This window comes from Catellatospora sichuanensis, from assembly GCF_007483665.1.
Classification (GTDB): Bacteria; Actinomycetota; Actinomycetes; order Mycobacteriales; family Micromonosporaceae; genus Catellatospora; species Catellatospora sichuanensis.
In genome coordinates this window covers 79,181-105,338 of sequence record NZ_ML660187.1, presented here as the reverse complement: position 1 = coordinate 105,338, position 26,158 = coordinate 79,181, and the positions used below count along the sequence as shown (strand labels likewise).

Below are 26,158 nucleotides of genomic sequence, written 5' to 3'. Positions count from 1 at the left end.
CTTGACCGGGCACGGATCACGGCGCGAGCCGGACCCCGTTGCGGCCGTTGCGCTTGACGGCGTAGAGAGCCTGGTCGGCGCGGTACATCGCGGCCTCCGGCGGTTCCAGCTCGCCCTGGACCGAAACCCCCACGCTGATCGTGCGTCCGGTCGCCCGGGCCGCCGCGACGAGCCGCTCGGCGACCAGCAGCGCCTCCGCGGCGCTGGGCACGTCGATCACCGCCACGAACTCGTCACCGCCGACCCGGAACAGCTCGTCCCCGAGCCGCAGCGCCTGCTGCAACGCGCTGGACATCTGCACCAGCACGCGGTCGCCCGCCGCGTGGCCGAGGGTGTCGTTGACCGCCTTGAACTGGTCGATGTCGATCGCGAGCAGCGCGGTCCGGCCGGGCGTGGCATTGGCGAGGCGGTCACCGAAGGGCCCGCCATGGCGCAGGCCGGTCAGCGGGTCGGAATTGGCCTGCAGGTGCAGGCGGCGCAACGTGGTCAGCTTCTCCAGACAGGTGCTGGCCTGCGCAGCCAGCAGCTCCAGCAGGTTCACCAGCGCGCTGTCCGGCACGATCGCGGTCTCGTCCAGCACCACCAGCGCGCCGACCGAGGAGGACACCACCGGCGTGCCGGCCCCGAGCGGCACCGCGATCATCGTGCGCACGCCGGCAGCCGTGAGCGCCTCGAAGCCGCGGGCGTCGAGCACCGCGGGATCACCCAGGGTGTACGAGGCTCCGTACCGGCAGGCCTCGTCGAGCAGCGCGGCGAGGCGGTCCGGGTCGATCTGCGCCAGGCGGGCGACCAGCGGACGGTCGCGGGGCTCCGGCGAGCTGGCCGCGATGACCACACGCAGCTCCTGCTCGTCGGGCAGCAGGTCCGGGGCGGGACGCAGCAGCACGGCGGCGGCCAGGCCGGTCACCTCGCGCGCCGCACGGCAGGCCCGGACCAGCACGTCGGCGTCGGTCTCGGCGTTGGTGAGCGCGAGCGCGTGGCGCAGCAGCTGCTCGCTGCGGGTCTCGGCGGGCGGGCCGCCCAGCTCGCTCAGGCGTGCGCCGAGCAGCCGCCCGGCCTCGGTGAGGGTCTCCTCCCAGCCGTCCAGCGGCTGTGCCTCGGCCCACTCGGCGTTGATCACGCCGACCGGGTGCCCGGTGCGGTCGACGATCGGCGTGCAGATCTCGGAGGTGATCGGCGGCCCGAGCCGGATGTAGTCCGGGTCGTTGGCGACGTCGAGGATGGTGACGGGCTTGCCGCTGGCGTACACCCGGCCGACCACGCCGTGGCCCAGCGGGACGGCGGAGAACACCTGCCAGGCGCCGCTCGCCGAGACGCACCGGAGCTGGTCCTTCACATGCAGCAGCGCCTCGATCAGGGCGGGCGTGTGCCGGCTGAGCACGGAGACCGTGGCGTTGCAGGCTTCTACCGCGCTGCGGGAGGTTCGCAGTGCTGCGGAAACATCATCAACGATGCGAGGAAGGGGCACGGGGCAGGATTTTCGCTCTTTGTCCGGGGTGAGGGGCTTACGGCGGCCAAGCTTACTCACCGTAGGCGGGTTCAGCGGCCATTATGAAAATCGTTCGGCCGACGTGACCATCGGATGAGTGGGTATCCCTGCCCTGCTCACCGGTCCATGTCGGCGTGATCCCCGCCTCTTCGTCCCACTGTCCGGAACGCCGACGGCCATATGTGCTGATCATCGACGTATGGCCGCGTTTGACGGTGCGTCACCAGACGGTGATCGAACAGCGTCCGGCACCGAGGTGTCACCCGTTCGGGTGACCACAGGGACGTCAGCCGGCCGCTGCCGCGGCTCGTGCCCGCCATTCGCGGGCCAGCACGGCGAAGACGAGCCGATCCGCCCACTCGCCGCGGAACTGGTAACTCTCGACGTTGTGCGACTCCTGGCGCATGCCGAGCCGGGCCATCAGCCGGGCGGACGCCTCGTTCCGGCCGTGGCATCGAGCGAAGACCCGGTGCAGCCCGAACTCGCCGAAGCCCCAGTCGAGCAGCGCCGCGGCGGCCTCCGTCGCCAGCCCTCGACCCCCGTGATCGGGATGGAAGACGTAGCCGAGTTCGGCCGTACGGTCGACGTCGCTGCGCCAGACCAGCTCCACGGTCCCGATCACCCCGGCGCCGGTCGTCACGGCCAGGGTCAGGCAGTCGCCGACCGTACGCAGCGCGTCCTCGCCCGCCATCGCGGTCACCGACGACAGCGACTGCTCCCGGGTGCGCGGCCCGGCGCCGAGCATCCAGCGCACGACATCGGGGCGGGACTGGTACGCGTACACGTCGTCGAGGTCGTCCAGCGTGATCGGGCGCAGGGTGAGGCGTGCGGTCCGGATCGGGTACGTCGGCTGGAACATCAGGCGATCGTAGGGGAGTCCGGCCACGCATCACCGGGCATTTACGGCCCGGGGAGGCAGCCACGGCGGCACCATCGCCGAGGCCGGCCCGGAACGACTCAGGGCCGCCCTGACGGGCGGCCCTGAGTTGCACATCTTCTGGTCGGGGTAGCCGGATTTGAACCGACGGCCTCTTCGTCCCGAACGAAGCGCGCTACCAAGCTGCGCTATACCCCGAAGCGGTGCTCCGAAATACTAGCTGACCCGGTTCCCGTCGCCAAAACGGGTATCCCCCTCAGCGTGGGATGAGCGTCAGCAGGGTCGCCTCGGGGCGGCAGGCGAAGCGCACGGGAGCGGTCGGATGGGTGCCCAGTCCCGCGGACACGTGCAGCCAGGCACGGTCCCAGCGGTGCAGCCCGCGGGCCAGCTTCCGGTCCAGCCCACAGTTGGTGACCAGCGCCCCGATTCCCGGCACGCGCACCTGGCCGCCGTGGGTGTGCCCGGCCAGCAGCAACTCGAAGCCGTCGGCGGCGAACGCGTCGAGCACCCGGGGCTCCGGGGCGTGGCTGAGCGCGATGCGCACCGCGGCGGCCGGGTCGGCCGGTCCGGCGGGGTAGGCGTCCAGGTCGATGTGGGGGTCGTCGACCCCGGCCAGGTCGACGACGCGGCCGCCGGCCTTGAGCGTGGCGCGGTTGTTGTTGAGGTCGACCCAGCCCGCGTCGAGGAAGGCCGCGCGCAGGTCCTCGGTGGGCAGTTCCACACCGTGCTCGTACTCGCGGTCGTCGCGGAAGTAGCCGAAGGGGTTCTTCAGCACCGGGCCGCTGTAGTCGTTGGAGCCGAAGACGAAGGCGCCGGGCAGCTCCAGCAGCGGCTCGTACGCGGCGAGCACGCCGGGCACCGCGTCCGGGTGGGCCATGTTGTCGCCGGTCACCATGACCAGGTCGGGGTCGAGGCCGGCCAGCTCGCGCACCCAGCGCTGTTTGCGCAGCTGTTTGGGGGTCAGGTGCAGGTCGGACACGTGTAGTACGCGCAGCGGCTCGGCCTCCGGCGCAAGCAGCGGCACGTCGTATCGGCGCAGCGTGAACCAGTTGCGTTCGACGAGCGTGCCGTATGCCAGCGCGCCGGCGCCGACCACGGCGGCGCCCAACGCGATTTTTCCGAGCGGACCCATGAGGCTAAGAGTAGTTTCATCGCCCGAGGGCACCACAGTGCCGTCGGATGTGCGGAGCACGGAGAGGTGGGTATGGGCACCCTGAAGGAGCGCCTGACCGAGGACATGCGCTCGGCCATGAAGGCGCGCGACGAGGTGGTGACCGGCACGCTGCGGATGGCGCTGGCCGCCGTCGGCGTCGCCGAGGTCGCCGGGAAGACCAAGCGTGAGCTGAACGACGAGGAGGTGCTCGCGGTGCTCGCCAAGGAGGCGAAGAAGCGCCGGGAGGCCGAGACGGCGTTCGCCGACGCGGGCCGCGCCGAGCAGGCCGCGAAGGAGCGGGCCGAGGAGGAGGTGCTGGCCCGGTACCTGCCGAAGCAGCTCACCGATGCCGAGATCGCGCAGCTGGTGTCCGACACGCTGGCCGCGGGCGGTTTCAGCGGCATGGGCTCGATGGGCCCGGCCATGAAGGCCGTGCAGGCCGCGGTCGCGGGCCGGGCCGAGGGCGGCAAGGTCTCCGCGGAGGTACGCCGCCAGCTGGCCGCCTAGCGCGGCGCTGCGGCGCGCCGGAGCGGGTGCACAGACGCAGCGAGGCCCCGTTCCGCGGTGTGCGGACGGGGCCTCGCTGCGTCTGTCAGGGCCGTGTCGGTGGCTGGCCTGGGCCGGGACCGGTGCCCGGCTTCGGGGCGCCCTTGCCGTTGCTGACCTCGATCTGGACCATGCCCTTGCGGATGGTCTTGCCGGACGGGGTGGTGCCGGACGCGGTGCCCTTGGGGCACTTGGAGTCGGTCTGCTCCGGCGCCACCTCGACGTCGAAGCCCCTGTTCCGCAGGATCGACTTGGCCTCGTCGACCGTCTTGCATTCGACGTTCGGGATGGAGATCTGGTCGCCATACGCGATCTTGCGGCTGGGCTTCGTGAAGGCCATCTTCGCTTTGTTCTTCATGAAGTCGCGCAACGTCTTCTGCACCGCCGGGTTGACCACGTCGTGATCCATGTCCTTGTCATGGGCCCAGTCGGGGTTGGTGAGGAAGCCGGAGATGGTGAGCTGCCTGGTGGACAGGGTCAGCGTCGCCGACGCGCTGTTGTCGGTGGTGCCGGACTTGCCGGTGATCGGCCTGTCGACGATACCGAAGGAGTCGCGGTTGGTCGTGCCGCGGCACTCGCCGTAGGCGGACCTGTCGCCGCCCGGGCAGCGGCCGGCGTCGACGGCCGCGCGTGCCACGTCCGGTGAGATGACCTGCTTGCAGCGCTTCTCGGCGACGGAGAGCTCGTTGCCCTTGATGTCGGTGATCGACTGCACCGGGGTGGGTTCGCAGTACAGGCCGTCGGCGACGACCGTGGCGTACGCGTTGGCCAGCTGCAGCGGGGTGGTCGCGGAGACGCCCAGCGTGAAGGCGCCCCACTGGCTGGCGTTGTTGGAGTAGCCCAGGTCGTCCTGGGTGGTGCCGGGCTCGTCGTGGAACGTGATGCCCATCTTCTTGGCGACGTTCACCGTGTTCTGGATGCCGGCCATGATCGCCAGAGGCACGAAGTAGGTGTTGACCGAGCTGCCGAACGCGCTCCACATGTTGTGCACGGCGCCGCCCTGACCGCTGGCGCAGTAGTACCCGTCGCAGTTCGCCTTCGTGTTGCCGCTGACCGGGAACTTGGTGACGAATACCTTCTTGGTCGCGATGGTGAAGTCGAGCGGGTAGCCCTTCTCCAACGCGGCGACCAGGCTGAAGAGCTTGAACGCCGAACCCGCCTGGTAGCCGGTGAACCCGTCGCCGCCGGTCATCAGCGGGTTGGTGGTGTTCGGGTAGGTGCCGGGCAGGCCCTTGCGCTTCTTGGCCGGGTCGGAGTTGAGCTTGTTCTTCGGGTTCTTCTTGTCGTCGAGCTTGAAGTTGCGGTTGACGGCCAGCGCCCGCACCTTGCCGGTGCCGGGCTCGACGGCGGCCAGCATCAAAGCCTTGGGGTTGTTGACCGAGATCTGGTCCCGGATGTTCTTGTCAGCCTTGTCCTGGGCGAGCGGGTCGAGCGAGGTGACGATGCGGAAGCCGCCGGACTTCAGCTGGCGCTCACGGTCGTACGCGGTGGAGCCGAACACCTCCTGGTCGTTCCACCAGCGCTGGAAGTAGTCGCAGAAGAAGCCCCAGGTGTTCTTGGTGGCCTGCACGCAGCCGTTCGGGGTGATCTTGCCGACGATCTTCAGCGGCTCGGCCTTGGCCAGCGTCGACTGCTGCTCGGTGAGCGCGCCGGTCTGCACCATCTCGCCCAGCACGTAGTTGCGGCGGTTCACCGCGTCCTTCTCGCCGTCGCCGGTCTCGACGCTGTACGTGCCGGGGAACTTCACCAGCGCGGCCAGGAACGCGGCCTCGGCGGCGGTCAGCGTCTTCGGCTCCTTGCCGAAGTAGACCTGCGACGCGGCGTAGATGCCGTATGCCCGGTTGCCGAAGTATGCGGTGTTGAGGTAGCCCTCGAGGATCTGCTCCTTGGACATCCGCTGCTCGATGGCCATCGCGTAGCGCATCTCGCGCACCTTGCGCTTGGTGGTGTCCTCGGTGGCGTCGACGACCTCCTGCGCGGTGTCGGCCGAGTAGGAGATGGACAGCCGGACGAACTGCATGGTCAGCGTCGAGGCGCCCTGCTCCACGTCGCCGGCCTGCTTGTTGGCCACGAAGGCGCGGGCGATGCCCATCACGTCGACGCCGTTGTGCTCGTAGAACTTCTGGTCTTCGGCGGCGAGGATGGCCTGCTGGACGATCTTGGGGATGTCCTCCAGCGTCAGGTCGCGCCGGTTCTCGTCGTACATGGTCGCGATCAGCGTCTTGCCGTCGTTGGCGTAGACGTAGCTGATCTGGGGGGAGCGCTTGACGACCAGCTCGTCGGGGAGCTGACCGAAGGCTTCACCACCCGCCTTGGCGGCCAGTCCGGACAGTGCCACCGCCGGGAATGCGGCCGCGGCCACCACCACTCCGGCAAGCAGGCCGCAAATCAACAGAGATGCGGCGTTGGCCAGTATGTTGTGGTCGCGCTTGCGCATCAGGGTCACCGCCTCAGGTTACGTGAGCAGGATTCGGCGTCGCGTGCCGCACCATACCGGGTCAGGCTGCGTGGACAGGGTGCATGGCAGGTTCGCCCCCGTCGCCCGCAACCGTCCCGGGCATGTGCTCGTTGTCCAAGACGCACGACCCCTGGCGTGTGGTTGCGTTGCCACGGTCACGAGATGTCCCCCCGGGCATTCTTGGCCGCCCCGTTACTCGCAAAACGACGCTCCGCCGCGGGCCGCCGGACCCCCGTCCCGGCCCGCGGGCGGACGTCACCCCCGGCGCGCGTACTCGCTGCTCAGGTACTGGTTCAGCGCAGTTAAAGACCTTTTTCCGCCATTTTGGCTGACAACGTTGCGTAATCGTCTGACTACGGAGCATGATGGGCGGGCGAGTAACGCACACCGTTCGCGTCGGTTCGGGGGAACCATCGGGGGGATGTGTCCTGCTCAAACGACCCTTGGGTCGGGCGGGCCGGGCAGGTCGCGAGCGGTGAGGGGAACGTCAGGGGGGACGTGGACACATGGGCATGGTCAACGATTGGCCCAGTCTCGCGGCGTGCCGGAACGGAGATCCGGATGCGCTGTTCGTTCAGGGTGCGGAGCAGAACATCGCCAAGAGAGTCTGCCGCGGGTGCCCGGTGCGGTACGAGTGCCTGGCGGACGCACTCGACAATCGCATCGAGTTCGGCGTCTGGGGCGGCATGACCGAGCGGGAGCGCCGCGCACTGCTGCGCAGGCACCCGCACGTGGCGAGCTGGAAGCGCGCCTTCGAGGTCGCCATGCAGGAACAGGACCGCCGTGAGCTGGTCCGTGTCTGACTGATACCACCCATCTCATCATCGAAGGGCCGTTTCTGCCGGATTTGGCGGAACGGCCCTTCGGCTACCCGGGCCCGGTCATTCGGGACGGGCGGCCAGCGCGGCGCCGATCGCCCGCAGGCCGACCAGGTCGTGCACGTCGGTCGCCTGGGCCGGCACGTACGCGACCGGCACCTGCGGGAACTCGTCGGTGAAGCCGGTCGACACCTCGGTCTCCCGGGCCACCTGCCGCATCAGCAGGGAGTGCACCTGCAGCGCCTGAGCCGTCAGCGCGTGCTCCGCGTGCTCGGCGGACAGCTTCTCGGCGGCCTCCGCGCTGTCGGCCGCCGACAGCTCCGGCAGCTCGGACCGGTGCACCCGGTTGAGCACCAGCCCGGCCAGCGGCATGCGCTCCGCGCCGAGCCGTTCGGCGAAGTAGGCCGCCTCCCGTACCGCGTCCGGCTCCGGCGCGGCCACCACCAGGAACGCGGTCTGCGGATCCTGCAGCACCCGGTAGGTGCGGTCGGCCCGCTCCCGGAACCCGCCGAACGTCGAGTCCAGCGCCGATACGAAGCCGGACAGGTCGGTCAGCAGCTGCGCGCCGAGGATCTTCTGCACCGCCTTGGAGAACACCCCGAACGAGGCGGTGACCAGGTTGAACATGCTCCGCCCGCCGGCCCGCGCGGGCACCATCAGCAGGCGCAGCATCTTGCCGTCGAGGAAGCGCCCCAGCCGGGCGGGCGCGTCCAGGAAGTCCAGCGCCGACCGGGACGGCGGGGTGTCCACCACGATGAGGTCCCACCGGTCGGTGGCCCGCAGCTGGCTCAGCTTCTCCATCGCCATGTACTCCTGCGTGCCGGAGAACGTCGAGCTCATGGCCTGGTAGAAGGGGTTCGCGAAGATCTCCTTCGCCCGTTCGGGCGCGGTGTGGCTGAGCACCACCTCGTCGAAGGTGCGCTTCATGTCCAGCATCATCGCGTGCAGGTCGCCGTCGCCCGACAGGCCCTCCACCGGGCGCGGGGTGTTGTCCAGCTCGGTGAGGCCGAGCGACTGGGCCAGCCGCCGGGCCGGGTCGATGGTCAGCACGACGGTGCGACGGCCGTGCTCCTCGGCGGCTCGCACTGCCAGCGCCGCGGCGGTGGTCGTCTTGCCGACCCCGCCCGAACCGCAGCAGACCACGATGCGTACGCCGGGATCTGCCAGCAGGGCGTCCACGTCGAGCATGTGCTCAGCCTAAGGGGCGGACTGCAACAGTCCGGCAAGGTGCTGCACACCGGCCAGATCCACCCCGTCCGGCAGCAACGGCAGCTCGACCACCGGCCGGCCCAGCGTCTCCAGCTCGCCGCGCAGCTCCTCCTCCAGCGCGTGCCGTGCCTGATGGTCGCGCGCCTCGTCGAGCAGGGCGGTCACCGTACGCCGGTCGACCGGCAGCCCGGCCGCGGTCAGCCCGCGCTTGAGCTCGGCCTGGGACAGCTTGCTGCCGTCGCCGAGCAGCGGCGGGCGGGCGCAGTTGACGATGATCTTTCCGACGCTGATGTTGAGTGCGGACAGCTCGTGCAGCGCGTCGGAGGTCTCCTGCACCGGCATCTCCTCCAGCAGGGTGACCAGGTGCACCGAGGTCATCGGCGAGCGCAGCAGCGCGGCGACACCCTCGCTCTGCGACTTGATCGGCCCGAGCTTCGCCAGCTTCGCGGCTTCCGCGGTGACGTTGAGGAAGCGCCCGATCCGGCCGGTGGGCGGTGCGTCGAGCACCACCGACCGGTACACCCGGCGGCCGCTGTCGTCGGTGCGGGTGGTCGCCTCCTTCACCTTGCCGGTGAGCAGGATGTCGCGCAGACCCGGTGCGACGGTGGTGGCGAAGTCGATCGCGCCCAGCTTGCGCAGCGCCCGTCCGGCCGCGCCCATCCGGTAGAAGAGCTCCAGGTATTCCAGCAGCGCCTCTTCGGGATCGACGGCGAGCAGCCGCACGTCCACCCCGGCCTCGCCGAGCCGGCGCTCGGCGTACGGCAGCGGCTCCAGCTCGAACAGCTGGGCCAGGCCCTGCCGCCCCTCGACCTCCACCAGCAGCGTGCGCTGCCCGCCCGCGGCCAGCGCGAACGCCAGCGAGGCGGCGACGGTGGTCTTGCCGACCCCGCCCTTGCCGGTCACCACATGCAGACGGGCCGGCCAGGCAGTGTCTCGTGCACTGCGCCGGGCCGGCCCGTCGTTACCACCGTCGTTCAGCACCCCTCGATGGTGCCAGGTGCTACTTGACCTCGCAGACGAACCAGCCCTCGTGCTTGACCAGGGTCAAGGTGAGCTTCTGCTCGGACATCTTCTCGTCGCTGGTGACCAGCTTCACAGTGACCTCGGCCGTGGCCTGGGTCGCCGTCTCGCCGGAGATCTTGGGGGTCTCCCAGGTGAAGTTCGGGCCCTTGAGCTGGGCCGTCTGGGACTTGATCTCGGCGATCTTCGCGTCGATGTCCTTGCGGTCGCGGGCGTCACCGCAGACCAGCTTCTCGGCCGCCGCGGCGTTGCCGCCGTTCTTGTAGATCGCGGTGAGGAAGCTCTGCGTCGCGTCCTTGGCCGACGTCGCGCCGGTGCCCTCGGTGTTGCGGGTCAGCAGCACGTACGCGCCGATGCCGCCGCCGCAGAGCAGCAGGAGCACGCCGAGCACGATGCCGATGACCAGCGGAGCCTTGCTCTTCTTGGCCGGCGCGGCCGGCACCCCGGGGTAGGTCATGCCCGGGTAGGCGGGCTGGCCGGACACCGGGTAGGCGGGCTGACCCGAGGTCGGGTAGGCCGGCTGTCCCGAGGTCGGGTAGGCGGGCTGACCCGAGGTCGGGTAAGCGGGCTGTCCCGAGGTCGGGTAGCCCGGCTGGGCCGGGTACGCGGGCTGGCCGGACGTGGGGTACGCGGGCTGGCCGGAGACCGGGTAGCCGGACTGCGGCGCGGTCGGGTACGCCGCGGTCGGCGGGGTGGGGAAGGCCGGCGCGGGCGTGCCCGAGACCGGGGCGGGAGCGCCGGACACCGGCGAAACCGGCGGGTTCTCCGCGATCGGCAGCGTGGCCGGGGTCGGCTGGGCCGGGGTCGGCTCGGCCTCGGGCGGCAGCGGCACCGCGGGCTGCGGCGTCGTCGGCGGCGTCACCGTCGCGGAGGCGAACGGGTCGGACGGCGGCGGGTACGCCGGCTGCGTCGGCTGCGGCGCAGTCGGCTGCTGTTCGTCGTGCGGCTGGGTCATGCGATCTCCCCTGGTCTTCATTTACGAGGCCGCGACACTCAGCTGCCCCCGCGGCGGCTCAGCTTAACCGCACCTCGCACCCCTACGCAGTAGGGATCGACCAGCGGGATCTCCTCGGCACGTTAGGTTATGCCCATGACGAAGTGGGAGTACGTCACCGTGCCTCTGCTGGTCCACGCGACCAAGCAGATCCTCGACAACTGGGGTGCCGACGGCTGGGAGCTGGTCCAGGTCGTGCCCGGCCCCAACCCCGAGCAGCTGGTGGCCTACCTGAAGCGGCCGAAGTCCGCCTGAGCACAACCCCGCGGATCCCGCGGTGAAGGAGACAAAGATGTCTGACCCGTACGAAAAGCTTGCTGAGCTGGGCCTGAAGCTGCCCGAGCTGGTCCCGCCCGTGGCGGCGTACGTGCCCGCGGTGCGATCCGGCAACCACGTGTACGTCTCCGGCCAGCTGCCCATGGCCGACGGCAAGCTGCTGGCCACCGGCAAGGTGGGCGCCGAGATCAGCGCCGAGCAGGCGAAAGAGCTGGCCGCCCGATGCGCCCTCAACGGCCTGGCCGCACTTGAATGGCTGGTCGGCCTGGACAAGGTCGTCCGAATCGTCAAAGTGGTGGGCTTCGTGGCTTCCGCCCCCGGCTTCACCGGCCAGCCCGGCGTCATCAACGGCGCCTCCGAGCTGTTCGGCGCGGTCTTCGGCGAGGCGGGCAAACACGCCCGCAGCGCCGTCGGTGTCGGCGAGCTGCCGCTCGGGTCCCCGGTCGAGGTGGAGCTGATCGCCGAGGTCCGCGACTGACCTCGGCTCCGCACGGGGGCGCGCCGCGACCGCCCCGCCTTGCATTGACGCCGGCCTATCACATCGACTCAGATCGCGAAAAAGTCGATGTGATAGGCCGGCGTCGATGGCGCGGGAAAGTCGTGCCGCGCGGGCCGAGGCGACGCGTTCGAGGCTCAGTAGAGTTCTCGGCATGACGGCGCGGCTGACCTCGGACCTCCTCCCGGCGTGGGTGACCTGGCTGCGGGCACCCAACCCCGGCCCGATGACCCTCGACGGCACGAACACCTGGCTGCTGGACGACGGCACCGTCATCGACCCCGGGCCGGACGACCCGGCCCACCTCGACGCGATCGTCGCGGCCGGCCCGGTGCGCCGCATCCTGGTCACCCACGGCCACCACGACCACGTCGAGGGTGTGGCCACGCTGGCCGCGATGACCGGCGCGAGTGTCGGCGAGGCGCCGGACTGGCTGACCGTCCTGGACACACCGGGGCATACCGCCGATTCCGTATGTTTCCTCGCTGAACGTGACGGAACACGCGTAGTGTTCACCGGCGACACCATCCTCGGCCGCGGCAGCAGCGTGGTCGCCTGGCCCGACGGCGACGTCGGGGCCTACCTGGCCAGCCTGGACACGCTGACCGGCTACCCCGTGCCGGGGCTGCCCGGACACGGGCCTGCGCTGCCGAACTGCGCGGTGGCCGCGGCCTGGCTGCGTGCACACCGGCTGGAGCGCCTCGACCAGGTGCGCGCCGCGCTCAAGCAGGGCGCGCGCGCCCCGGAGGAAGTGGTCGACCTCGTCTACGCCGACGTCGACCCCGGGATCCGCTTCGCGGCCGAGTGGACCGTGCGGGCACAACTGGCGTACCTCGCGACGTTGAGCGAGCTGTGAAGCTGTCATGACCTGTCCTGTCTGCGGGACCGTACCGGTGCCGGCCGCCCGCTTCTGCCACCACTGCGGCGCGGCCCTGCCCGCGGCGGCGACGCTGCCCGCCACCGAGCGCCGTGTCGTCACGGTGCTCTTCGGCGACCTCTCCGACTTCACCTCGTGGTCGGAGGAGCTGGACCCGGAGCGGGTCGGCGCGGTCACCGACCGGGTGCTGTCCGCGCTGGCCGGCGCGGTGAAGACGTTCGGCGGGCACGTGGACAAGCTGACCGGCGACGGCATCATGGCCGTGTTCGGGGCCCCGGTGGCGCACGAGGACGACGCCGAGCGGGCCGTGCGGGCCGCGCTGTCGATGCAGCGCGCGGTGCGCCGGGTGCTCGACGACGAGCGCGGCGGCGGCGCACCGACCGGGCTGCGGCTGGGCCTGAACACCGGGCCGGTGGTCGCGGGCGTGCAGGCCGGGCTGGAGTACACGGTCATCGGCGACACCGTGAACACCGCCGCCCGGCTGGCCGACGCGGCCGCCGTGGGCGCCGTCTACGCCGGGGCGCGTACGGTCGCGGCGACCGGCTCCGTGGCGGGCTGGCGCAACCTGCGGCCGCTGCGGTTGAAGGGCAAGCGCGAGCCGGTCGAGACGTACGAGCTGCTGGGCCTGCACGACGCCCGGGGCAGCCGGGCCGGGCTGGGCGAGGAGGGCCCGTTCGTGGGCCGCGAGCCCGAGCTGGGCCGGGTCGCCGGTCGCCTGGCCGAGGTCGTGGACCGCGACGAGCCGCGGGTGCTGGTGTTCACCGCCGAGGCGGGCATCGGCAAGACCCGGTTCGCCACCGAGGTGGAACGCTTCGCCAACGGGTACGAGGTCAGTGCGGGCCGCTTCGCGGCGCGAACCCAGGCGCGGGTGCTGCCCGTGCGGTGCGCCGCGTACGGCGAGCGCCGCCGGCTCGCGCCGCTGTCCGACCTGGTCAGACTCGCCATCGGGCTGCCCGCCGACCCGGCCACCGCGGTCACCCGGCAGGTCGCCGAGGAGCGGCTGCGCCGGCTGACCACCCGGCTCACCCAGCGCAGCGAGCCCGGCAAGCCGGTCAGCGTGGACGTCGACGCGCTGCTGTCGCTGCTCGGCTACGCCGACCCGAACGAACTGGCGCAGTGGCACGGACTGTCCGGGGACGACCCCGAGCAGCCCGGCCGGGAGACCGCCACCCTCGCCGTCGCCGTGGCGCGGCTGCTGGACGCGCTGGCCACCGAGTCGCCGCTGGTCGTGATCGTGGACGACCTGCACGACGGCACCCCGGAGACCCTCGACGCGCTCGGTGTCGCGCTGGAGGAGCTGACCGGACCGGTGCTGGTGCTGCTGCTGGGCCGTCCCGAGCTGGTGCGCCGGGCCGGGCAGCTGACCCGGGTCGCCGACGCCGAGGCGAACACGCTGCCGTCGCTGCGCGGCGCGGACGCCGCGCGGCTGCTCACCGCATACCTCAAGGGCGGCCGGCTGCCGCAGGCCGACGAGGACCGGCTGCTCACCACCGCCCAGGGCAACCCGTTCTACCTGGCGGAACTGACCACCCTGCTGATGGAGCGCGGCGCGCTGACCAAGGCCGGGGCGCAGTGGCGGCTCACCCCCGGCTCGCTGGGCAACCAGCTGCTCTCCCGAGACCTGGCCGCGGTGCTCGCGGCCCGCATCGACGCGCTGCCCACCGAGGCGCGCGCGGTGCTGCGCGACGCGGCCGTCGTCGGCGACACCGTGCCGACCGGCGCGCTGGAGGCGCTGCGCGAACGACGCTCCGGCCGGGACGGGCGGCCCGCCGCCGTGGTCGCCGTCGAGCTGGATCGGGCCGTCGACGAGCTGCTGCAGCGCCGCATGCTGCGCCGGGTGCGGGGCGGCTTCGCCTTCGCCACTCCGCTGCTGCGCGAGGCCGCGTACGGCGGCGTCGGCAAGGCCGACCTCGCCGACCGGCACGCCTTCCTGGCCCGCTGGGCCGCGCCCGGCGAGCCGCCGGTGCAGGTGTCCTCGGGCCGCACCGTGCCGGGTCTGACCGGCGTGAACGAGGCCATGCGCGACTCCTTCGTGGCCGAGCACGCCGAACGCGCCACCCGCCTGGCCGACGCCGTACGGCTGCGCCCGGACGTGCCCGCCCGCCAGGTCGCGCCGCTCGGCGTGGCCGCCCTGGGCCGGGCCGCGCGCCGAGCGGGGCAGTCCGGCGAACCCGCCGAGGCCGTCAGCTACGGCGAGCGCGCCGCGCGGCTGGCACCCGGTGCCCTGCCGCTGCCCGACCGGCTGGTGCACGCCCGCTCGCTGCTGCAGTACGGCCGGATCGCCGAGGCGTTGCACGACGCCGAGAAGCTGGTCGCCGACGCCACCGACGAGCCGCGCACCCGGGCCGGGGCGCTGCTGCTGGCGGGCCGGGCACAGGTGGCCCAGGGGGACCCGCACCACGCGTACCGGCTCTGGTCGGAGGCGCTGACCACGGCCACCGACGCCGAGTTGCCCGGCGAGCGCGCCGAGGCGATGCGCCGGTTGGGCATGGCCGACTTCCTGGGCGGGCGGCTGGGCGATGCGTCCAGCCGGTTCGCCGGGGCGTACCAGATCGCGGTCACCGCAGGCGACCGCAAGTCGCAGGCCTGGTCGCTGCAGAACCTGGCCTGGGTGACGACCACCCGCGGCGACTTCGCCGGTGCGGACGCGGCACTGGCCCGCGCCGCCAGGTTGTTCGCCGAGGCCAAGGACCCGGTGGGCCGGGCCTGGCTGCGCGGCACCTCCGCGTTCGCCCGGCTGCTGTCGGGCCGGCTGACCGAGGCGCTGCGCCTGGCGCACGTGTTCCTGCCGTTCGGGGAGCGGGTCGGGGAGGCCTGGGCGGTCGGCACGCTGCGCGCGGTCGCCGCGTTCGCCGCCGCGGAGCTGGGCGAGCTGGGCGAGGCCGACCGCGAGGCGCGCCGCGCCTACCGCGACTTCGCCGCCGCCAAGGACGTCTGGGGGCGCGGCTTCGCGCTGGTCGCCCGAGGCGTCGTGGCGCGCGGGCTGGGGGAGTACGGCCACGCCGAGGACCTGCTCGGCGAGGCGCTGGAGGAGGGCGAGAAGGTCGGCCACCCGCTGCTGGTGGGCATGGCCGGCACGGTCCGCGGCTTCGTGGCGCTGGACCGCGGCGACTTCGAGGCCGCCGAGCTGGACGCCCGCTCCGTGCTGACCATGGTGTCGCCGTACGGTGTGCTCGATCCGGCCCGGGTCGGTCCGCGGGCGCTGCTGGGCGCCGCCCGGCTGGCCGCGGGCGACACCGCGATGGCGATCCGCCTGCTCGCCCCGGTCGCGGCCGCGCCGCACGCGCCGTCCATGCTCTACTCCCGCCGCCAGGGCGTTGCCCTGTACGCGGAGGCGCTGCTGGCCGCCGACCGGGTCGACGACGCACTGGCCGCCGCCGAGCTGGCCGAGTCGCTGCCCGCGGTGGACGTGCGCAGCCTGGTGCGCTCCGCCGCGGTGTACGCCCGGGTCCTCGCCGCGGCCGGGCAGGACGAACAAGCGCTGGTCGCGGCCGAGCGGGCGCGGGCGCTGGCGGACGGGACCCAGCAGACGAGCGAGCGTGCCGTTGCATTGGCGACATGGGGTGCCGTGACGTCAGGGCGAGGCGCTACCGTCTAGCCCGTGAAGTACACGCCCGCCTTCCCGGAGATCCCCGGACTCACGGATCTGTCGCTGCTCGCCATCGGCGGCTACGCGACCATTTTCCGTGCCGTGCAGGGGTCGGTCGGGCGTGAGGTCGCGGTCAAGGTGGAGAACCGCACCATCGACAGCGACCGGGACCGGTCCCGTTTCCTGCGTGAGGCGCGGGCCGCGGGCAAGATGTCCGGCCACCCGCACGTGGCCGACCTGTTCGACGCGGGCGTGACCGCGGACAACCACCCCTACCTGATCATGGAGCTGTACGCGGGCTCGTACCAGGATCGCATGCCGCTGCGCCCGCACGAGGTGCGCGACCTCGGCGTGAAGATCGCCGACGCGCTGGCCGACGCGCACGAGCGCGGCGTGGTGCACCGCGACGTGAAGCCGGCCAACATCCTGATCAGCCACTTCGGTGAGCCCGCACTGGCCGACTTCGGGCTGGCCATCCTCGCCGAGATCCGCGACCCCGACATCACCCTCGACGTGATGACCCCGGCGTACGCGCCGCCCGAGGCGTTCCGCCGCGCCGAGCCCGCGCCGCCCGGCGACGTGTACGCGCTCTGCGCCACCCTGTACGCGCTGCTGCGCGGCGCCCCGCCGCGCTGGGAACGCGACCACCCGCCCGGCCTGCTCACCCTGATCGAGATGTTCGCCCAGCCGGTGCCGGACCTGCCCGAAGTGCCCGCGGCGCTGTGCGCGATCCTGCGCCAGGGCATGGACAACGATCCCGCCACCCGGCCCACCGCGCGGGCGCTGGAGGAGCTGCTGGCCGCCGTCGACCTCGACGGCCCGGCGCAGGAGGAGCAGTCGACGGTCGACGTCTCGAACGTCGCCCCGCCCACCGTCCCGGCCCAGCGCCAGGGCTTCCTCGGCAACCTCATCGACAAACTTTTCCAGTGATCGAATAGGCGCCCGTACCTGCGCCCGCGCTTCACCCGCCCCGAGGTGTAAGACACGACGCGCCGTCGGGCGCGTGTCGCCCTCCTTGAACCACTCGTTGCTCTGGTGTCAACAAGCGGTGGAGCACCGAGGAGCAGGTTCACCATGGCGACTCTCGACACCGCGCTGGACCCCCGCGCGCCCTCCTTCCTGGACAACCGAAGCACCGCACAGGCGGCCCTGCGTGCGCTGGAACAGGCGCACGGGCAGGCCCGTGACGGCGGTGGCGAGAAAGAGGTGACCCGGCACCACGCCCGTGGCAAGCTGCTGCCCCGCGAGCGCATCGAGCTGCTCGTGGACTCCGACACGGCCCTGCTGGAACTGGCCGCCACGGCGGGACGCGAGGCGGGGGAGCCGGTCGGCGCCGGGCTGGTGACCGCGCTGGGGGTGGTCGACGGCATCGAGTGCATGCTGATCGCCAACGACCCGACCGTGTACGTCGGCGGCCCGGCCCAGGCCGGTCGGGCGAAGTTCGCCCGCGCCGTCGAGCTGGCCGGGCGGCACCTGCTGCCGCTGGTGCTGCTGCTGGAGTCGACACCGGAGGAAAAGCGCCGCCCCGGCGTGCCCGACCCCTGCTTCGCGCGGCTCGGGCGGATGGCCGCCCCGGTGCTCTGCGCCGTCTTCGGCCCGCTCGACGCCTGGCTCGCCCCGCTACCGGACCTGGCCGACCACGCCATCACGGTGCGCGGGCGCGGGGACGCCGAGCGGATGGACATGGTCGCCGAGGACGAGCGGGACGCACTGCGCATGGTGCGCCAGACGGTGCGCCGGCTGGTCACCTACCAGCGCGGGCCGCAGGCGGGCGCGGTCGAGCCGCCGCGGTACGAGGCGGAGGAGCTGCTCGCCGTCGCCAGCGCGGATCCGGCCGCGGTGACCGATCCGCGCGAGGTGCTGGCCCGCGTGCTCGACGGCTCCGACCTGGACGAGTTCCGCCCGCAGCGGGGCGGCGCGCTGCTGGCCGGGTTCGGCGCGGTGCACGGACAACCGGTGGCGGTGCTGGCGGCGACCGGCCCGGCGATCGACCCCGACAGCGCCGACAAGGGCGTGGAACTGGCCCGGCTGGCCGGCAAGGCGGGCGTGCCCGTGCTGGTGCTGGCCAACCCGGTCGGGCACACCCAGCCGGACAGCTCCGCGCTGCTGCTGCGGGCGCTGGCCCAGGCTGACCGGATCACCCTGGTACTGGGCACGTCACCCGGATCCTGGGCGCTGGCCGGGCCGGGGTTCCGGTTCAGCTGGCCGGTGGGCGACCTGTCCACCGAGCCGTACGACGGCGTGATCGACCCGCGCGACACCCGGACCGTGCTGGGCATCTGCCTATCGGTGAGCGCGTCGCCGGCCCGCAGGGCACCGGGCGACGCGCCAGAGCGTGAGGTGGCGTCATGATCCGTAGACTGCTGGTGGCCAACCGGGGCGAGATCGCCCGTCGCATCTTCGCGACCTGCCGCGCGGTCGGGGTGGAGACCGTCGCGGTCTACTCCATCGCCGACACCGACTCCCCGTACGTCGCCGAGGCCGACTATGCCGTGCAGCTGCCGGGCTCCGCGCCGAGCGCGACCTACCTGCGGGGCGACCTGATCCTCGCGGCCGCCCGCAAGACCGGCGCGGACGCCATCCACCCCGGCTACGGCTTCCTCGCCGAAAACGCCGACTTCGCCGCGATGGTCACCGACGCCGGGCTGACCTGGGTCGGCCCACCCGCCAAAATCATCTCCGTGATGGCCTCCAAGATCGACGCAAAGGCGCTGCTGGCCGAGGCCGAGGTGCCGGTGCTGCCCAGCTGGACCGATCCGTCCGCGGTGGACGAGTATCCGGTGCTGGTCAAGGCGGCCATCGGTGGCGGCGGCCGCGGGATGCGCATCGTTCGCGACGCCGAATCGCTGGGCGAGGCCGTCTCCTCGGCCCGGCGCGAGGCGTTCGGGGCCTTCGGCGACTCCACGGTGTTCTGCGAGCGTTACGTCGAGCAGGCCCGCCACATCGAGGTGCAGATCGTCGCCGACCAGCACGGCAACATCGTGACGCTGGGCGAGCGCGAGTGCTCCATCCAGCGCCGGCACCAGAAGATCATCGAGGAGGCGCCGTCCCCGGCGGTCTCCCCGGAACTGCGCGAGAACCTGTGCGCCGCGGCCGTCCTGGTCGCCGAGGCCATCGGCTACGTCGGCATCGGCACGGTGGAGTTCCTGCTCAGCCCCGACGGGGAGTTCTACTTCCTGGAGATGAACACCCGGCTGCAGGTCGAGCACCCCGTCACCGAGTGCGTCACCGGCTTCGACCTGGTCCGGCTGCAGATGTACCTGGCCGAGGGCGGGCAGCTGCCGTTCGCGTCCGCGCCGCCCATGCGGGGGCACTCGATCGAGGTGCGGCTGTGCGCCGAGGACCCGGCCAGCAACTGGCTGCCCGCCACCGGGCAGGTGCACCGGTTCGAGGTGCCCGAGGTCTCGGCCCAGTTCCGGCCCATGCTCCAGCCCGGCATCCGGGTCGACTCCGGGGTCGAGCCCGGCACCGTCGTCGGCGTGCACTACGACTCGCTGCTGGCCAAGCTCGTGGCCTGGGCGCCGACCCGGTACGAGGCCGCGCGCATGCTGGCCGGCACGCTGGCGCGGACCCGCATCCACGGCCTGGTCACCAACCGCGACCTGCTGGTCCGGGTGCTGCGGCACCCGGCGTTCCTCACCGGCCAGATCGACACCGGCCTGCTCGACCGGCAGCCCGAGGTGTTCGCGCCGCTGCTGTCCTCGGTGGAGGCGGTCCGGCTCAGCTGCCTGGCCGCGGCGCTGGCCGCCGCCGCCGGGCGGCGGGCGGCGGCCCCGGTGCAGCGCGGCATCCCGTCCGGCTGGCGCAACGTGCCCACCGGTGCACAGACCGTGGTGTACGACGGCCCGGCCGGCCCGGTCGAGGTCGGCTACCGCCTCGACGGCACCGGCGCGCTGGCCCAGTGGTGGGTCCGCGCGGTCGACCCCGAGGAGCTGGACCTCGCCGGGCTGGGCCAGGTCGGCCCGGTCGACGACCACCCGCCCGTCGCCGTCGTCTCGGCCGCCCCGGACGAGGTCGTGCTCGACGTGGCCGGCATCCGGCTCGCCCTGCACGTGCACGAGGTCGGCGTGACCGCGTACGTCGACAGCGCCGAGGGCTCGCTCGCCCTGCGCCGGCTGCCCCGGTTCCCGGAGCCGGTGCAGGAGCTGGAGGAGGGCTCGCTGACCGCGCCGCTGCCCGGGGCGGTGGGCCGGGTGCTGGTCGCCCCCGGCCAGCGCGTCGGCGCCGGCGACCTGCTGCTGACCCTCGAGGCGATGAAGCTGGAGCACCCCGTGCACGCCCCCGCCGACGGCGTGGTCGCCGCGGTCACGGTCCGTCCCGGCGTACTCGTCGACACCGGCGCCCTCCTCGCCGTCCTCACTCCCGCCTGACCCCACCCGGCCCCCACCTGCCGCAACTCTTGAAGACTCGCGCCCACAGGAAGCTCCTGTGGGCGCGAGTCTTCAAAACTTGCTGGGCGGCTGGGCGGCTGGGCGGCTGGGCGGCTGGGCGGCTGGGCGGCTGGGCGGCTGGGCGGCTGGGCGGCCGGGCGGCCGGGCGGCCTGGTGGTCCGGCGGGCGGGGGATCCGGACTGGGGCGGAGGGGGCAGAGCACCTGGTGGGGGACGAGAAAGGACGTCCCCCGGTGGACTGGATGGTGTCCGGTCCGGGGGACGTCCTTGGTGGTGCGGGTCAGCGCGGGTCTTCTCGGTCAGCGAAAGGGAGTCGCGCTGGTTGCCGGCCTGCCGGCGGGGTGAGGCGGGTGCAGTGTTTCGCCGGTTCCGGTCCGCGGGTGACTTCTCAAGTCATCGTGGGCCGTGCCCGTCGGCAGGCCGGACGGTTACTGGTTGGCGGACGCGCCGCCGACGCTCCAGGCGGCCGCGTCACCCAGCACGCCCACGGCGATGCCGCTGACGTTGATCGGGATCTGGATCGGCGCGTACACCTGGGTGCCGTTCAGGATGCCGTGGTTGCCGGCACTGATCAGCTTGACGTCACCGTCGTGCTGGTGGTGGCGGCCCTGGTGGTGGTTGTGGTCGTGACCGTGGTCCGGGCAGGGCTGCGGGCGCGGCCGCGGCTTGGGCTTCGGGTGGTGGTTGTGGCCACCGCCGTGCCCGCCGCAGCTGCTGTTGCAGGCCGTGCCGTTGCCGCCGCCGTTGCCGCCGGTGCTGCGGTTGTTCTCGGCGGCGTCGCTCTCGGTGTCGAACCGGCCCATGGTGCCGACCGCGTCCAGCGCGTCGATGTCGATCGCGTCGGCGTTGCGCGCCACACCCTGGTCGCCCAGCAGGCCGCCGACCACCGGCAGGCCGCCCTTGGTCAGGCTGCCGACCACGGGCAGGCCGCCGTCGCCGAGGCTGCCGACGAGCGGCAGGCCGCCCTTGGTGAGGTTGCCGACCAGCGGGAGCCCGCTGCCGCCCAGGTTGCCGACCAGCGGCAGGCCGTTGGTCAGGCCGCCCACCAGCGGCAGGCCGCCCAGCAGGTCGCCGGACTCGGTCGACTCACGGCCGTAGCCGTCGTGGTCGTCGCCGTCGTGGTCGCAGCGGCTGTCGCACTGGTGCTTCTTCTTGTGGTGGTCGCCGTCGAGGTCGGCGCTCGCGCCGCCCTCGCACCATGCCGAGGCGTTGCCGAGCACGCCCGCGGCCACGCCGCACACGTTGATCGGCGCCTGGATCGGCGCGAAGACCTGGGTGCCGTTCAGGATGCCGTGGTTGTTGGTGCTGATCAGGCGGGCGTCGTACACACCGTCGAGCTTGGCGGCGCTGCCGCCGGTGCAGCTGGCGACCGCGTCACCGCCCACGCTCGCGGCGACACCGCAGAGGTTGATCGGAGCCTGGATCGGAGCGAAGACCTGGGTGCCGTTGAGCACTCCGGTGTTGCCCGCACTGATGACGGTGGCCTCGGCGTACGCGGCGGTGCCGGTGGCCATGACTGCGCCGGCAGTGAGAGCGCCGGCCTTCAGTGAGCGTCGAACCCACGTGTTCATAGTGGTAGGGACCTCTTTCGATCGTCGGAGACATCCGACCGACCGATCGGGGCGGCGCCTGAGGTGTCCAGTTCGCCCAGGCACAGGCGAAAGGTCACCGCACGATCGGTCAATGTGGACACGTCTAGCCGCGCTCAATTTGCGAGGTTCGCGACCACTCGGACCAACGAAGTCCCACTGAGGCTGACATGTCAGCGACAAGTTCCCGACACTTTGACCAGCCAATATGTACAGGTATGTCCGGATTTAACCCTAATCCAGAGGGTTCCACGGACCACCCGTCGCAACACCTAACGACGCGGACCCTCATCAGTCGCTCGGCCTGCCCATACCAACCGAACGTATGACCTCACCGGTCGCCGGCCCCGCTCTTCCCGCGCTCGACGACCCCGCCCGCGCCACCGCCGGACCGCGCCGCACAAGGTCATCCGACTTGCCCGGCAGGTGTGCGTATCTTGAGCGCGCATTCGCCCATGTGCCAGGCAGGTCGGGCGATCATGGCCGACCCGACCCGACCCGACCCGACCCGACCCGGCTGGAGCCTGCGGCGGGTGGGGAGGGTTCGTGCGGTGATGGGTGTGGACGTGGTCGCGCCCACCGTCGCGCGCCGGGTGGGCGCGGGAGGTGGGCGCGTGGTGGCGCGGAAGGTCAGACGCGGGCGCGTCGGGCCAGGCGCTCCGGGTCCAGGATGATGACGCTCTTGCCGTCGAGGCGCAGCCAGCCGCGCGAGGCGAAGTCGGCCAGGGCCTTGTTCACCGTCTCGCGCGAGGCGCCGACGAGCTGCGCCAGCTCCTCCTGGGTGAGGTCGTGGGTCACCCGGAGCACGCCGCCGTCGCGGGTGCCGAAGCGGCCCGCCATCTGCAGCAGGTTCTTGGCGACGCGACCGGGCACGTCGGTGAAGATGAGGTCGGCCAGCGCGTCGTTGGTGCGGCGCAGGCGGCGGGCCAGCACCCGCAGCAGCTGTTCGGCGATCTCCGGCCGGTTGTTCAGCCACGGGCGCAGGGCCTGCTTGCGCAGCCGCGCCAGGCGCACGTCGGTCACCGCGGTGGCGGTGGCGGTGCGCGGGCCGGGGTCGAACAGGGACAGCTCGCCGAGCATGTCGGAAGGCCCCATCACGGAGACGAGGTTCTGCCGGCCGTCGGCGGCGCGTCGGCCCAACTTGATCTTGCCGGAGAGTACGATATAGAGGCTGTCCCCTGGCTCACCCTCGTTGAACACGATCTCGCCCTTGCGGATCTCGATCGTTTCCATCTCACGAGCAAGTGCCTCGGCGGCCTCCGGGTCGACACCCTGGAAGATCCCGCTACGAGCCAGCACCTCGTCCATCGCCTACCTCCATCGACGCGGATCGTGGGCATACCGTGGATTAACTCGTCGCTACACGTACGCCGCGCGAGGTCAGTCTAGGCGCACGCAGGTGGCAACCGGACGCCAACCCCCGTAATCCTGCGACCTCGGCCGGTGCCGGTCATGGCACCGGGCGGGTAGAGTGCCCGGCGATGTCCACACACCCCCTGAGCCGCCCCGATACCCCCGCATCTGCCGCGCAAACGCCGCCCCGTTCCACCATGGACCGGGTGTTCGGATCGCTTCGCGCGCGTCCGGGGGTCTCCGCTGCGGGCGCGATCGTGCTCCTTGTCACAGTCGTCGGTCTCGGCTTCTCGGCCCTCACCTCGCCGGCCGACGCGGTCACGGCGCAGTGGCACACGCCCGAGGGCGCCACCGTCGCGCCGACGACCGGGCCTTCCGCCGAACCCACGGCGGATCCGGCGGCCAACGCCATCAGTATGTCCGCGACCGGCGACATCATCATGGGCGACGCGCCGCAGGATCTCCCGCCGAACGGCGGCAAGGGCTACTTCGACAAGATCAAGCCGTTGCTACCGGCGGACCTGGTGATGGGCAACCTGGAGCAGCCGATCACGGACGAGACCGGCACCGGCAAGTGCCCGCAGCCCAAACCGGGCGAGCCGGTCAACTGCCACCAGTTCCGGGTGCCGCCGTCCTACGCCAAGCACCTGGTGGACGCCGGGTTCGACCTCCTCAACACGGCCAACAACCACAGCCGTGACTACGGCTCGGCCGGGTTCACCAACACCCAGCGGGCGCTGGACGCGGCCGGGCTCAAGCACACCGGGGCCACCAACCAGATCACCGTCGTCGACGTCAAGGGCGTGAAGGTGGCGGTGGTGGGCTTCTCCTCGTACGCGGGGAACAACAGCCTGCTCAACCTGACCTCGGCCAAGAAGGTCGTGGCGAAGGCCGCGGCGCAGGCCGACCTGGTCGTGGTGCAGGTGCACATGGGCGCCGAGGGCGCCGACAAGAGCCACGTCCGGCCGGGCACCGAGATCTACCTCGGGGAGAACCGGGGCAACCCGCACGCCTTCGCCCGTGCCGTGATCGACGCCGGCGCCGATCTGATCGTCGGGCACGGCCCGCACGTGGTGCGCGGCATGGAGTTCTACAAGGGCCGGCTCATCGCGTACAGCCTGGGCAACTTCGCCGGCGGCGGGCAGCTGCGCAGCGAGGGTCGGCTGGGCTGGGGCGGCGTGCTGAAGGTGACCCTGAACCCGGACGGCAGCTTCGTCTCCGGGCAGTTCCACTCCACGATCTTCAGTGGCGCGCACGGCATCCCGCAGCCCGACACCAAGGAGCGCTCGCTCGGGCTGATCAGCCAGATGACCAAGGATGACTTCGGCAAGAACGGCGCCGTGCTGAGCGCGGACGGGGCGATCAGCGCACCCGCGACGTAGGCTCTCTGCCGTGGTATCGGTGATGGACGAGACCGACCTGGCGCGCAAGCGCCGGGTCCGGCGGATGGCGCGCGAACTCGCGGTCATCCACCCGGACGCGCACTGCGAGCTGGACTTCACCGACCCGCTGGAGCTGGCGGTCGCCACGATCCTGTCGGCGCAGTGCACCGACGTGCGGGTCAACATGACGACGCCGGCCCTGTTCGGGAAGTACCGCACGGCCGCCGATTACGCCGGGGCTGACCGCGTCGAGCTGGAGGAGATGATCCGGCCGACCGGCTTCTTCCGGAACAAGGCGGCCTCCCTGATGGGGCTCGGCCAGCAGCTCGTCGACCGGTTCGGCGGCGAACTGCCGCGTACGCTGCCGCAGTTGGTGACGCTGCCCGGCATCGGCCGCAAGACCGCCAACGTGATCCTCGGCAACGCCTTCGGGGTCCCCGGCATCACCGTGGACACCCACTTCCAGCGGCTGGTCAACCGCTGGGCGTGGACCGAGGAGACCGACCCGGTGAAGATCGAGCACGCGGTCGGGGCCCTGGTGGAGAAGCGCGACTGGACGATGCTGTCGCACCGGGTGATCTTCCACGGTCGCCGGGTCTGCCACGCCCGCAAGCCCGCCTGCGGCGCCTGCCCCCTGGCGAGCACGTGCCCGTCGTACGGCGTCGGCCCGACCGATCCCGCCGAAGCGGTCAAGCTGCTCAAGGGCCCGCGCACCGCGGAGATCGCCGCCCTCGCCGGGGTCGGCGCATGAGCCTTCCCAGCCATCCGGACCACCGTCGGAGCCTTCGCCGGGCCGCGTTTTCCGGGAAAGTGTCGCCACCCGCTCCGATGAAGCGGCGGCTTCCTGGAAAACGTGCGCTTGCGGTGGCCGCGGTGGCGGCAACGTTGCTGGCCGCTTGCACCGGGCCCGGCGAGGCCGGGCCGGACGGGACGGTGCCGCAGCCTTTCGCGGCCTGCACGCCGTTCACCGGCGGTGTCACGACCACCGCCCCGGCGGTGACCCCTGAGGTCACCGGGTCACCGGCACCGGACGCCGCGAGCGCCCGACCGGCCGTCACCTCGCCCTCGGCGATTCAGGGGGCGGTCGTGCCGACCACCGGCAACGACGGCCCGATCGCGACCCTGCCGACCAGCGCGGCACCGAGGACGAACGGCACGGCGTCCACGAGCTCGGCACCGACGCCCAGGGGGCGTGCCCGAGTGATCAGCCTGCCCGAGCTGACCCTGGAGTGTATGGCCGGCGGTGACGCGGTGCGGCTGTCCACGCTGCGCGGGCCGCTGGTGATCAACCTGTGGGCGTCCTGGTGCGCACCGTGCCGCCAGGAGCTGCCCGCGTTCCAGCGGCTGGCCGACAGCGGCCGGGTGCCGGTGCTGGGTGTGGTGACCGAGGACGGCCGCGACGCCGCGGCCTGGCTCGCCGACGAGCTGAAGGTGAGCCTGCCGAGCGTGTACGACCGGTCCGGCGGGCTCAAGGCCGCCGTCGGCGAGAACCTGCTGCCGCTCACGCTGTTCGTCGGCGCGGACGGCCGGGCGAGCGTCTACCGCGACGTGGCGCTGACCGACCAGACCCTGGCGCAGCTGGTCGAGCACCACTTCGGCCGCCCATGAACGAGCGCTGCGAGGAGCGGGCATGAGCGAGCGA

Annotated in this window: 20 protein-coding genes, 1 tRNA gene and 1 pseudogene; 12 read left to right on the top strand and 10 right to left on the bottom strand. The window is 72.1% G+C overall.

Annotated elements, in window-relative coordinates:
• Positions 1-16: 16 nt before the first annotated feature.
• The 4 genes from FLL47_RS07685 to FLL47_RS07670 form a co-directional block, all read right to left on the bottom strand.
• On the bottom strand, positions 17-1,468 hold the full coding sequence (locus FLL47_RS07685; protein ID WP_144119755.1) for a diguanylate cyclase: 1,452 nt from the start codon (positions 1,466-1,468) through the stop codon (positions 17-19).
• Positions 1,469-1,775: 307 nt separating this feature from the next.
• Entirely contained in the window at positions 1,776-2,348 is a 573-nt protein-coding gene (locus tag FLL47_RS07680) for a GNAT family N-acetyltransferase (RefSeq protein ID WP_144119754.1), read from the bottom strand.
• Positions 2,349-2,487: 139 nt separating this feature from the next.
• Positions 2,488-2,564, bottom strand: a tRNA-Pro gene (locus FLL47_RS07675).
• 58 nt (positions 2,565-2,622) lie between these two features.
• Positions 2,623-3,498: a metallophosphoesterase gene (locus FLL47_RS07670; protein ID WP_144119753.1), complete on the bottom strand. Its 876-nt coding sequence runs from the start codon at positions 3,496-3,498 to the stop codon at positions 2,623-2,625.
• A 72-nt stretch (positions 3,499-3,570) separates the two neighbouring features.
• Between FLL47_RS07670 and FLL47_RS07665 the strand changes: the two genes are divergently transcribed.
• Positions 3,571-4,026, top strand: a complete 456-nt coding sequence (locus tag FLL47_RS07665; protein WP_144119752.1) for a GatB/YqeY domain-containing protein — start codon at positions 3,571-3,573, stop codon at positions 4,024-4,026.
• Positions 4,027-4,111: 85 nt separating this feature from the next.
• Here the strand turns inward: FLL47_RS07665 and FLL47_RS07660 are convergent, their stop codons facing one another.
• Positions 4,112-6,502, bottom strand: coding sequence for a transglycosylase domain-containing protein (locus tag FLL47_RS07660; protein ID WP_144119938.1), 2,391 nt, complete (start codon positions 6,500-6,502; stop codon positions 4,112-4,114).
• A 527-nt stretch (positions 6,503-7,029) separates the two neighbouring features.
• On the opposite strand from FLL47_RS07660, the gene FLL47_RS07655 reads away from it, so the two are divergent.
• Positions 7,030-7,326, top strand: a complete 297-nt coding sequence (locus FLL47_RS07655) for a WhiB family transcriptional regulator (RefSeq protein ID WP_144119751.1) — start codon at positions 7,030-7,032, stop codon at positions 7,324-7,326.
• 78 nt (positions 7,327-7,404) lie between these two features.
• Here the strand turns inward: FLL47_RS07655 and bagB are convergent, their stop codons facing one another.
• The 3 genes from bagB to FLL47_RS07640 are packed head-to-tail and all read right to left on the bottom strand — an operon-like array spanning position 7,405 to position 10,525.
• A complete protein-coding gene (gene bagB, locus FLL47_RS07650) occupies positions 7,405-8,529 on the bottom strand; it encodes an ArsA family ATPase (protein WP_144119750.1) in 1,125 nt (374 codons plus the stop codon).
• Positions 8,530-8,538: 9 nt separating this feature from the next.
• Entirely contained in the window at positions 8,539-9,528 is a 990-nt protein-coding gene (gene bagA, locus FLL47_RS07645) for an ATPase BagA (protein WP_144119937.1), read from the bottom strand.
• Between the two features lie 22 nt (positions 9,529-9,550).
• The gene (locus tag FLL47_RS07640) at positions 9,551-10,525 is read right to left on the bottom strand and encodes an Rv0361 family membrane protein (RefSeq protein WP_144119749.1); all 975 of its coding nucleotides are present in this window, start codon (positions 10,523-10,525) and stop codon (positions 9,551-9,553) included.
• Positions 10,526-10,660: 135 nt separating this feature from the next.
• Here FLL47_RS07640 and sp36 point away from each other — a divergent pair, with 135 nt between their 5' ends.
• The 7 genes and pseudogenes from sp36 to FLL47_RS07605 all read left to right on the top strand — a co-directional run bounded on the left by sp36 (position 10,661) and on the right by FLL47_RS07605 (position 20,172).
• The gene (sp36, locus tag FLL47_RS07635) at positions 10,661-10,819 is read left to right on the top strand and encodes a Sp36 family protein (RefSeq protein WP_120317449.1); all 159 of its coding nucleotides are present in this window, start codon (positions 10,661-10,663) and stop codon (positions 10,817-10,819) included.
• Positions 10,820-10,856: 37 nt separating this feature from the next.
• The gene (locus FLL47_RS07630) at positions 10,857-11,318 is read left to right on the top strand and encodes a RidA family protein (protein WP_144119748.1); all 462 of its coding nucleotides are present in this window, start codon (positions 10,857-10,859) and stop codon (positions 11,316-11,318) included.
• 172 nt (positions 11,319-11,490) lie between these two features.
• Positions 11,491-12,192, top strand: coding sequence for an MBL fold metallo-hydrolase (locus FLL47_RS07625; protein WP_144119747.1), 702 nt, complete (start codon positions 11,491-11,493; stop codon positions 12,190-12,192).
• Positions 12,193-12,199: 7 nt separating this feature from the next.
• Positions 12,200-15,811, top strand: a complete 3,612-nt coding sequence (locus FLL47_RS07620) for an adenylate/guanylate cyclase domain-containing protein (protein ID WP_144119746.1) — start codon at positions 12,200-12,202, stop codon at positions 15,809-15,811.
• A gap of 30 nt (positions 15,812-15,841) precedes the next feature.
• Positions 15,842-16,696 (top strand): annotated as a pseudogene (locus FLL47_RS07615) (serine/threonine-protein kinase); the annotation flags it as partial.
• Positions 16,697-16,876: 180 nt separating this feature from the next.
• Entirely contained in the window at positions 16,877-18,154 is a 1,278-nt protein-coding gene (locus FLL47_RS07610) for a carboxyl transferase domain-containing protein (RefSeq protein WP_144119745.1), read from the top strand.
• Positions 18,151-20,172 carry an acetyl/propionyl/methylcrotonyl-CoA carboxylase subunit alpha gene (locus FLL47_RS07605; protein ID WP_144119744.1) on the top strand — a complete coding sequence of 674 codons (2,022 nt, stop codon included), beginning with the start codon at positions 18,151-18,153 and terminating at the stop codon, positions 20,170-20,172. Before FLL47_RS07610 ends, FLL47_RS07605 begins: the two co-directional genes overlap by 4 nt.
• Positions 20,173-20,620: 448 nt before the next feature.
• Here FLL47_RS07605 and FLL47_RS07600 read toward each other — a convergent pair whose 3' ends face one another.
• Both FLL47_RS07600 and FLL47_RS07595 read right to left on the bottom strand, forming a co-directional pair.
• Positions 20,621-21,706, bottom strand: a complete 1,086-nt coding sequence (locus FLL47_RS07600) for a chaplin family protein (protein ID WP_186315605.1) — start codon at positions 21,704-21,706, stop codon at positions 20,621-20,623.
• Between the two features lie 705 nt (positions 21,707-22,411).
• Positions 22,412-23,089, bottom strand: coding sequence for a Crp/Fnr family transcriptional regulator (locus FLL47_RS07595; RefSeq protein WP_120317442.1), 678 nt, complete (start codon positions 23,087-23,089; stop codon positions 22,412-22,414).
• 242 nt (positions 23,090-23,331) lie between these two features.
• On the opposite strand from FLL47_RS07595, the gene FLL47_RS07590 reads away from it, so the two are divergent.
• The 3 genes from FLL47_RS07590 to FLL47_RS07580 all read left to right on the top strand — a co-directional run bounded on the left by FLL47_RS07590 (position 23,332) and on the right by FLL47_RS07580 (position 26,124).
• On the top strand, positions 23,332-24,516 hold the full coding sequence (locus FLL47_RS07590) for a CapA family protein (protein ID WP_144119935.1): 1,185 nt from the start codon (positions 23,332-23,334) through the stop codon (positions 24,514-24,516).
• A 22-nt stretch (positions 24,517-24,538) separates the two neighbouring features.
• On the top strand, positions 24,539-25,267 hold the full coding sequence (gene nth, locus FLL47_RS07585; protein ID WP_144119742.1) for an endonuclease III: 729 nt from the start codon (positions 24,539-24,541) through the stop codon (positions 25,265-25,267).
• A 122-nt stretch (positions 25,268-25,389) separates the two neighbouring features.
• Entirely contained in the window at positions 25,390-26,124 is a 735-nt protein-coding gene (locus FLL47_RS07580) for a TlpA family protein disulfide reductase (protein WP_144119741.1), read from the top strand.
• Positions 26,125-26,158: the final 34 nt, after the last annotated feature.

Bases quoted from the DNA above. Each gene is read 5' to 3' on its own strand.
- FLL47_RS07680 (WP_144119754.1), bottom strand. From the start codon at position 2,348: ATGTTCCAGCCGACGTACCCGATCCGGACCGCACGCCTCACCCTGCGC.
- FLL47_RS07670 (WP_144119753.1), bottom strand. From the start codon at position 3,498: ATGGGTCCGCTCGGAAAAATCGCGTTGGGCGCCGCCGTGGTCGGCGCC.
- FLL47_RS07665 (WP_144119752.1), top strand. From the start codon at position 3,571: ATGGGCACCCTGAAGGAGCGCCTGACCGAGGACATGCGCTCGGCCATG.
- FLL47_RS07660 (WP_144119938.1), bottom strand. From the start codon at position 6,502: ATGCGCAAGCGCGACCACAACATACTGGCCAACGCCGCATCTCTGTTG.
- FLL47_RS07655 (WP_144119751.1), top strand. From the start codon at position 7,030: ATGGGCATGGTCAACGATTGGCCCAGTCTCGCGGCGTGCCGGAACGGA.
- bagB (WP_144119750.1), bottom strand. From the start codon at position 8,529: ATGCTCGACGTGGACGCCCTGCTGGCAGATCCCGGCGTACGCATCGTG.
- FLL47_RS07640 (WP_144119749.1), bottom strand. From the start codon at position 10,525: ATGACCCAGCCGCACGACGAACAGCAGCCGACTGCGCCGCAGCCGACG.
- sp36 (WP_120317449.1), top strand. From the start codon at position 10,661: ATGACGAAGTGGGAGTACGTCACCGTGCCTCTGCTGGTCCACGCGACC.
- FLL47_RS07630 (WP_144119748.1), top strand. From the start codon at position 10,857: ATGTCTGACCCGTACGAAAAGCTTGCTGAGCTGGGCCTGAAGCTGCCC.
- FLL47_RS07625 (WP_144119747.1), top strand. From the start codon at position 11,491: ATGACGGCGCGGCTGACCTCGGACCTCCTCCCGGCGTGGGTGACCTGG.
- FLL47_RS07620 (WP_144119746.1), top strand. From the start codon at position 12,200: ATGACCTGTCCTGTCTGCGGGACCGTACCGGTGCCGGCCGCCCGCTTC.
- FLL47_RS07610 (WP_144119745.1), top strand. From the start codon at position 16,877: ATGGCGACTCTCGACACCGCGCTGGACCCCCGCGCGCCCTCCTTCCTG.
- FLL47_RS07605 (WP_144119744.1), top strand. From the start codon at position 18,151: ATGATCCGTAGACTGCTGGTGGCCAACCGGGGCGAGATCGCCCGTCGC.
- FLL47_RS07600 (WP_186315605.1), bottom strand. From the start codon at position 21,706: ATGGCCACCGGCACCGCCGCGTACGCCGAGGCCACCGTCATCAGTGCG.
- FLL47_RS07595 (WP_120317442.1), bottom strand. From the start codon at position 23,089: ATGGACGAGGTGCTGGCTCGTAGCGGGATCTTCCAGGGTGTCGACCCG.
- FLL47_RS07590 (WP_144119935.1), top strand. From the start codon at position 23,332: ATGGACCGGGTGTTCGGATCGCTTCGCGCGCGTCCGGGGGTCTCCGCT.
- nth (WP_144119742.1), top strand. From the start codon at position 24,539: ATGGACGAGACCGACCTGGCGCGCAAGCGCCGGGTCCGGCGGATGGCG.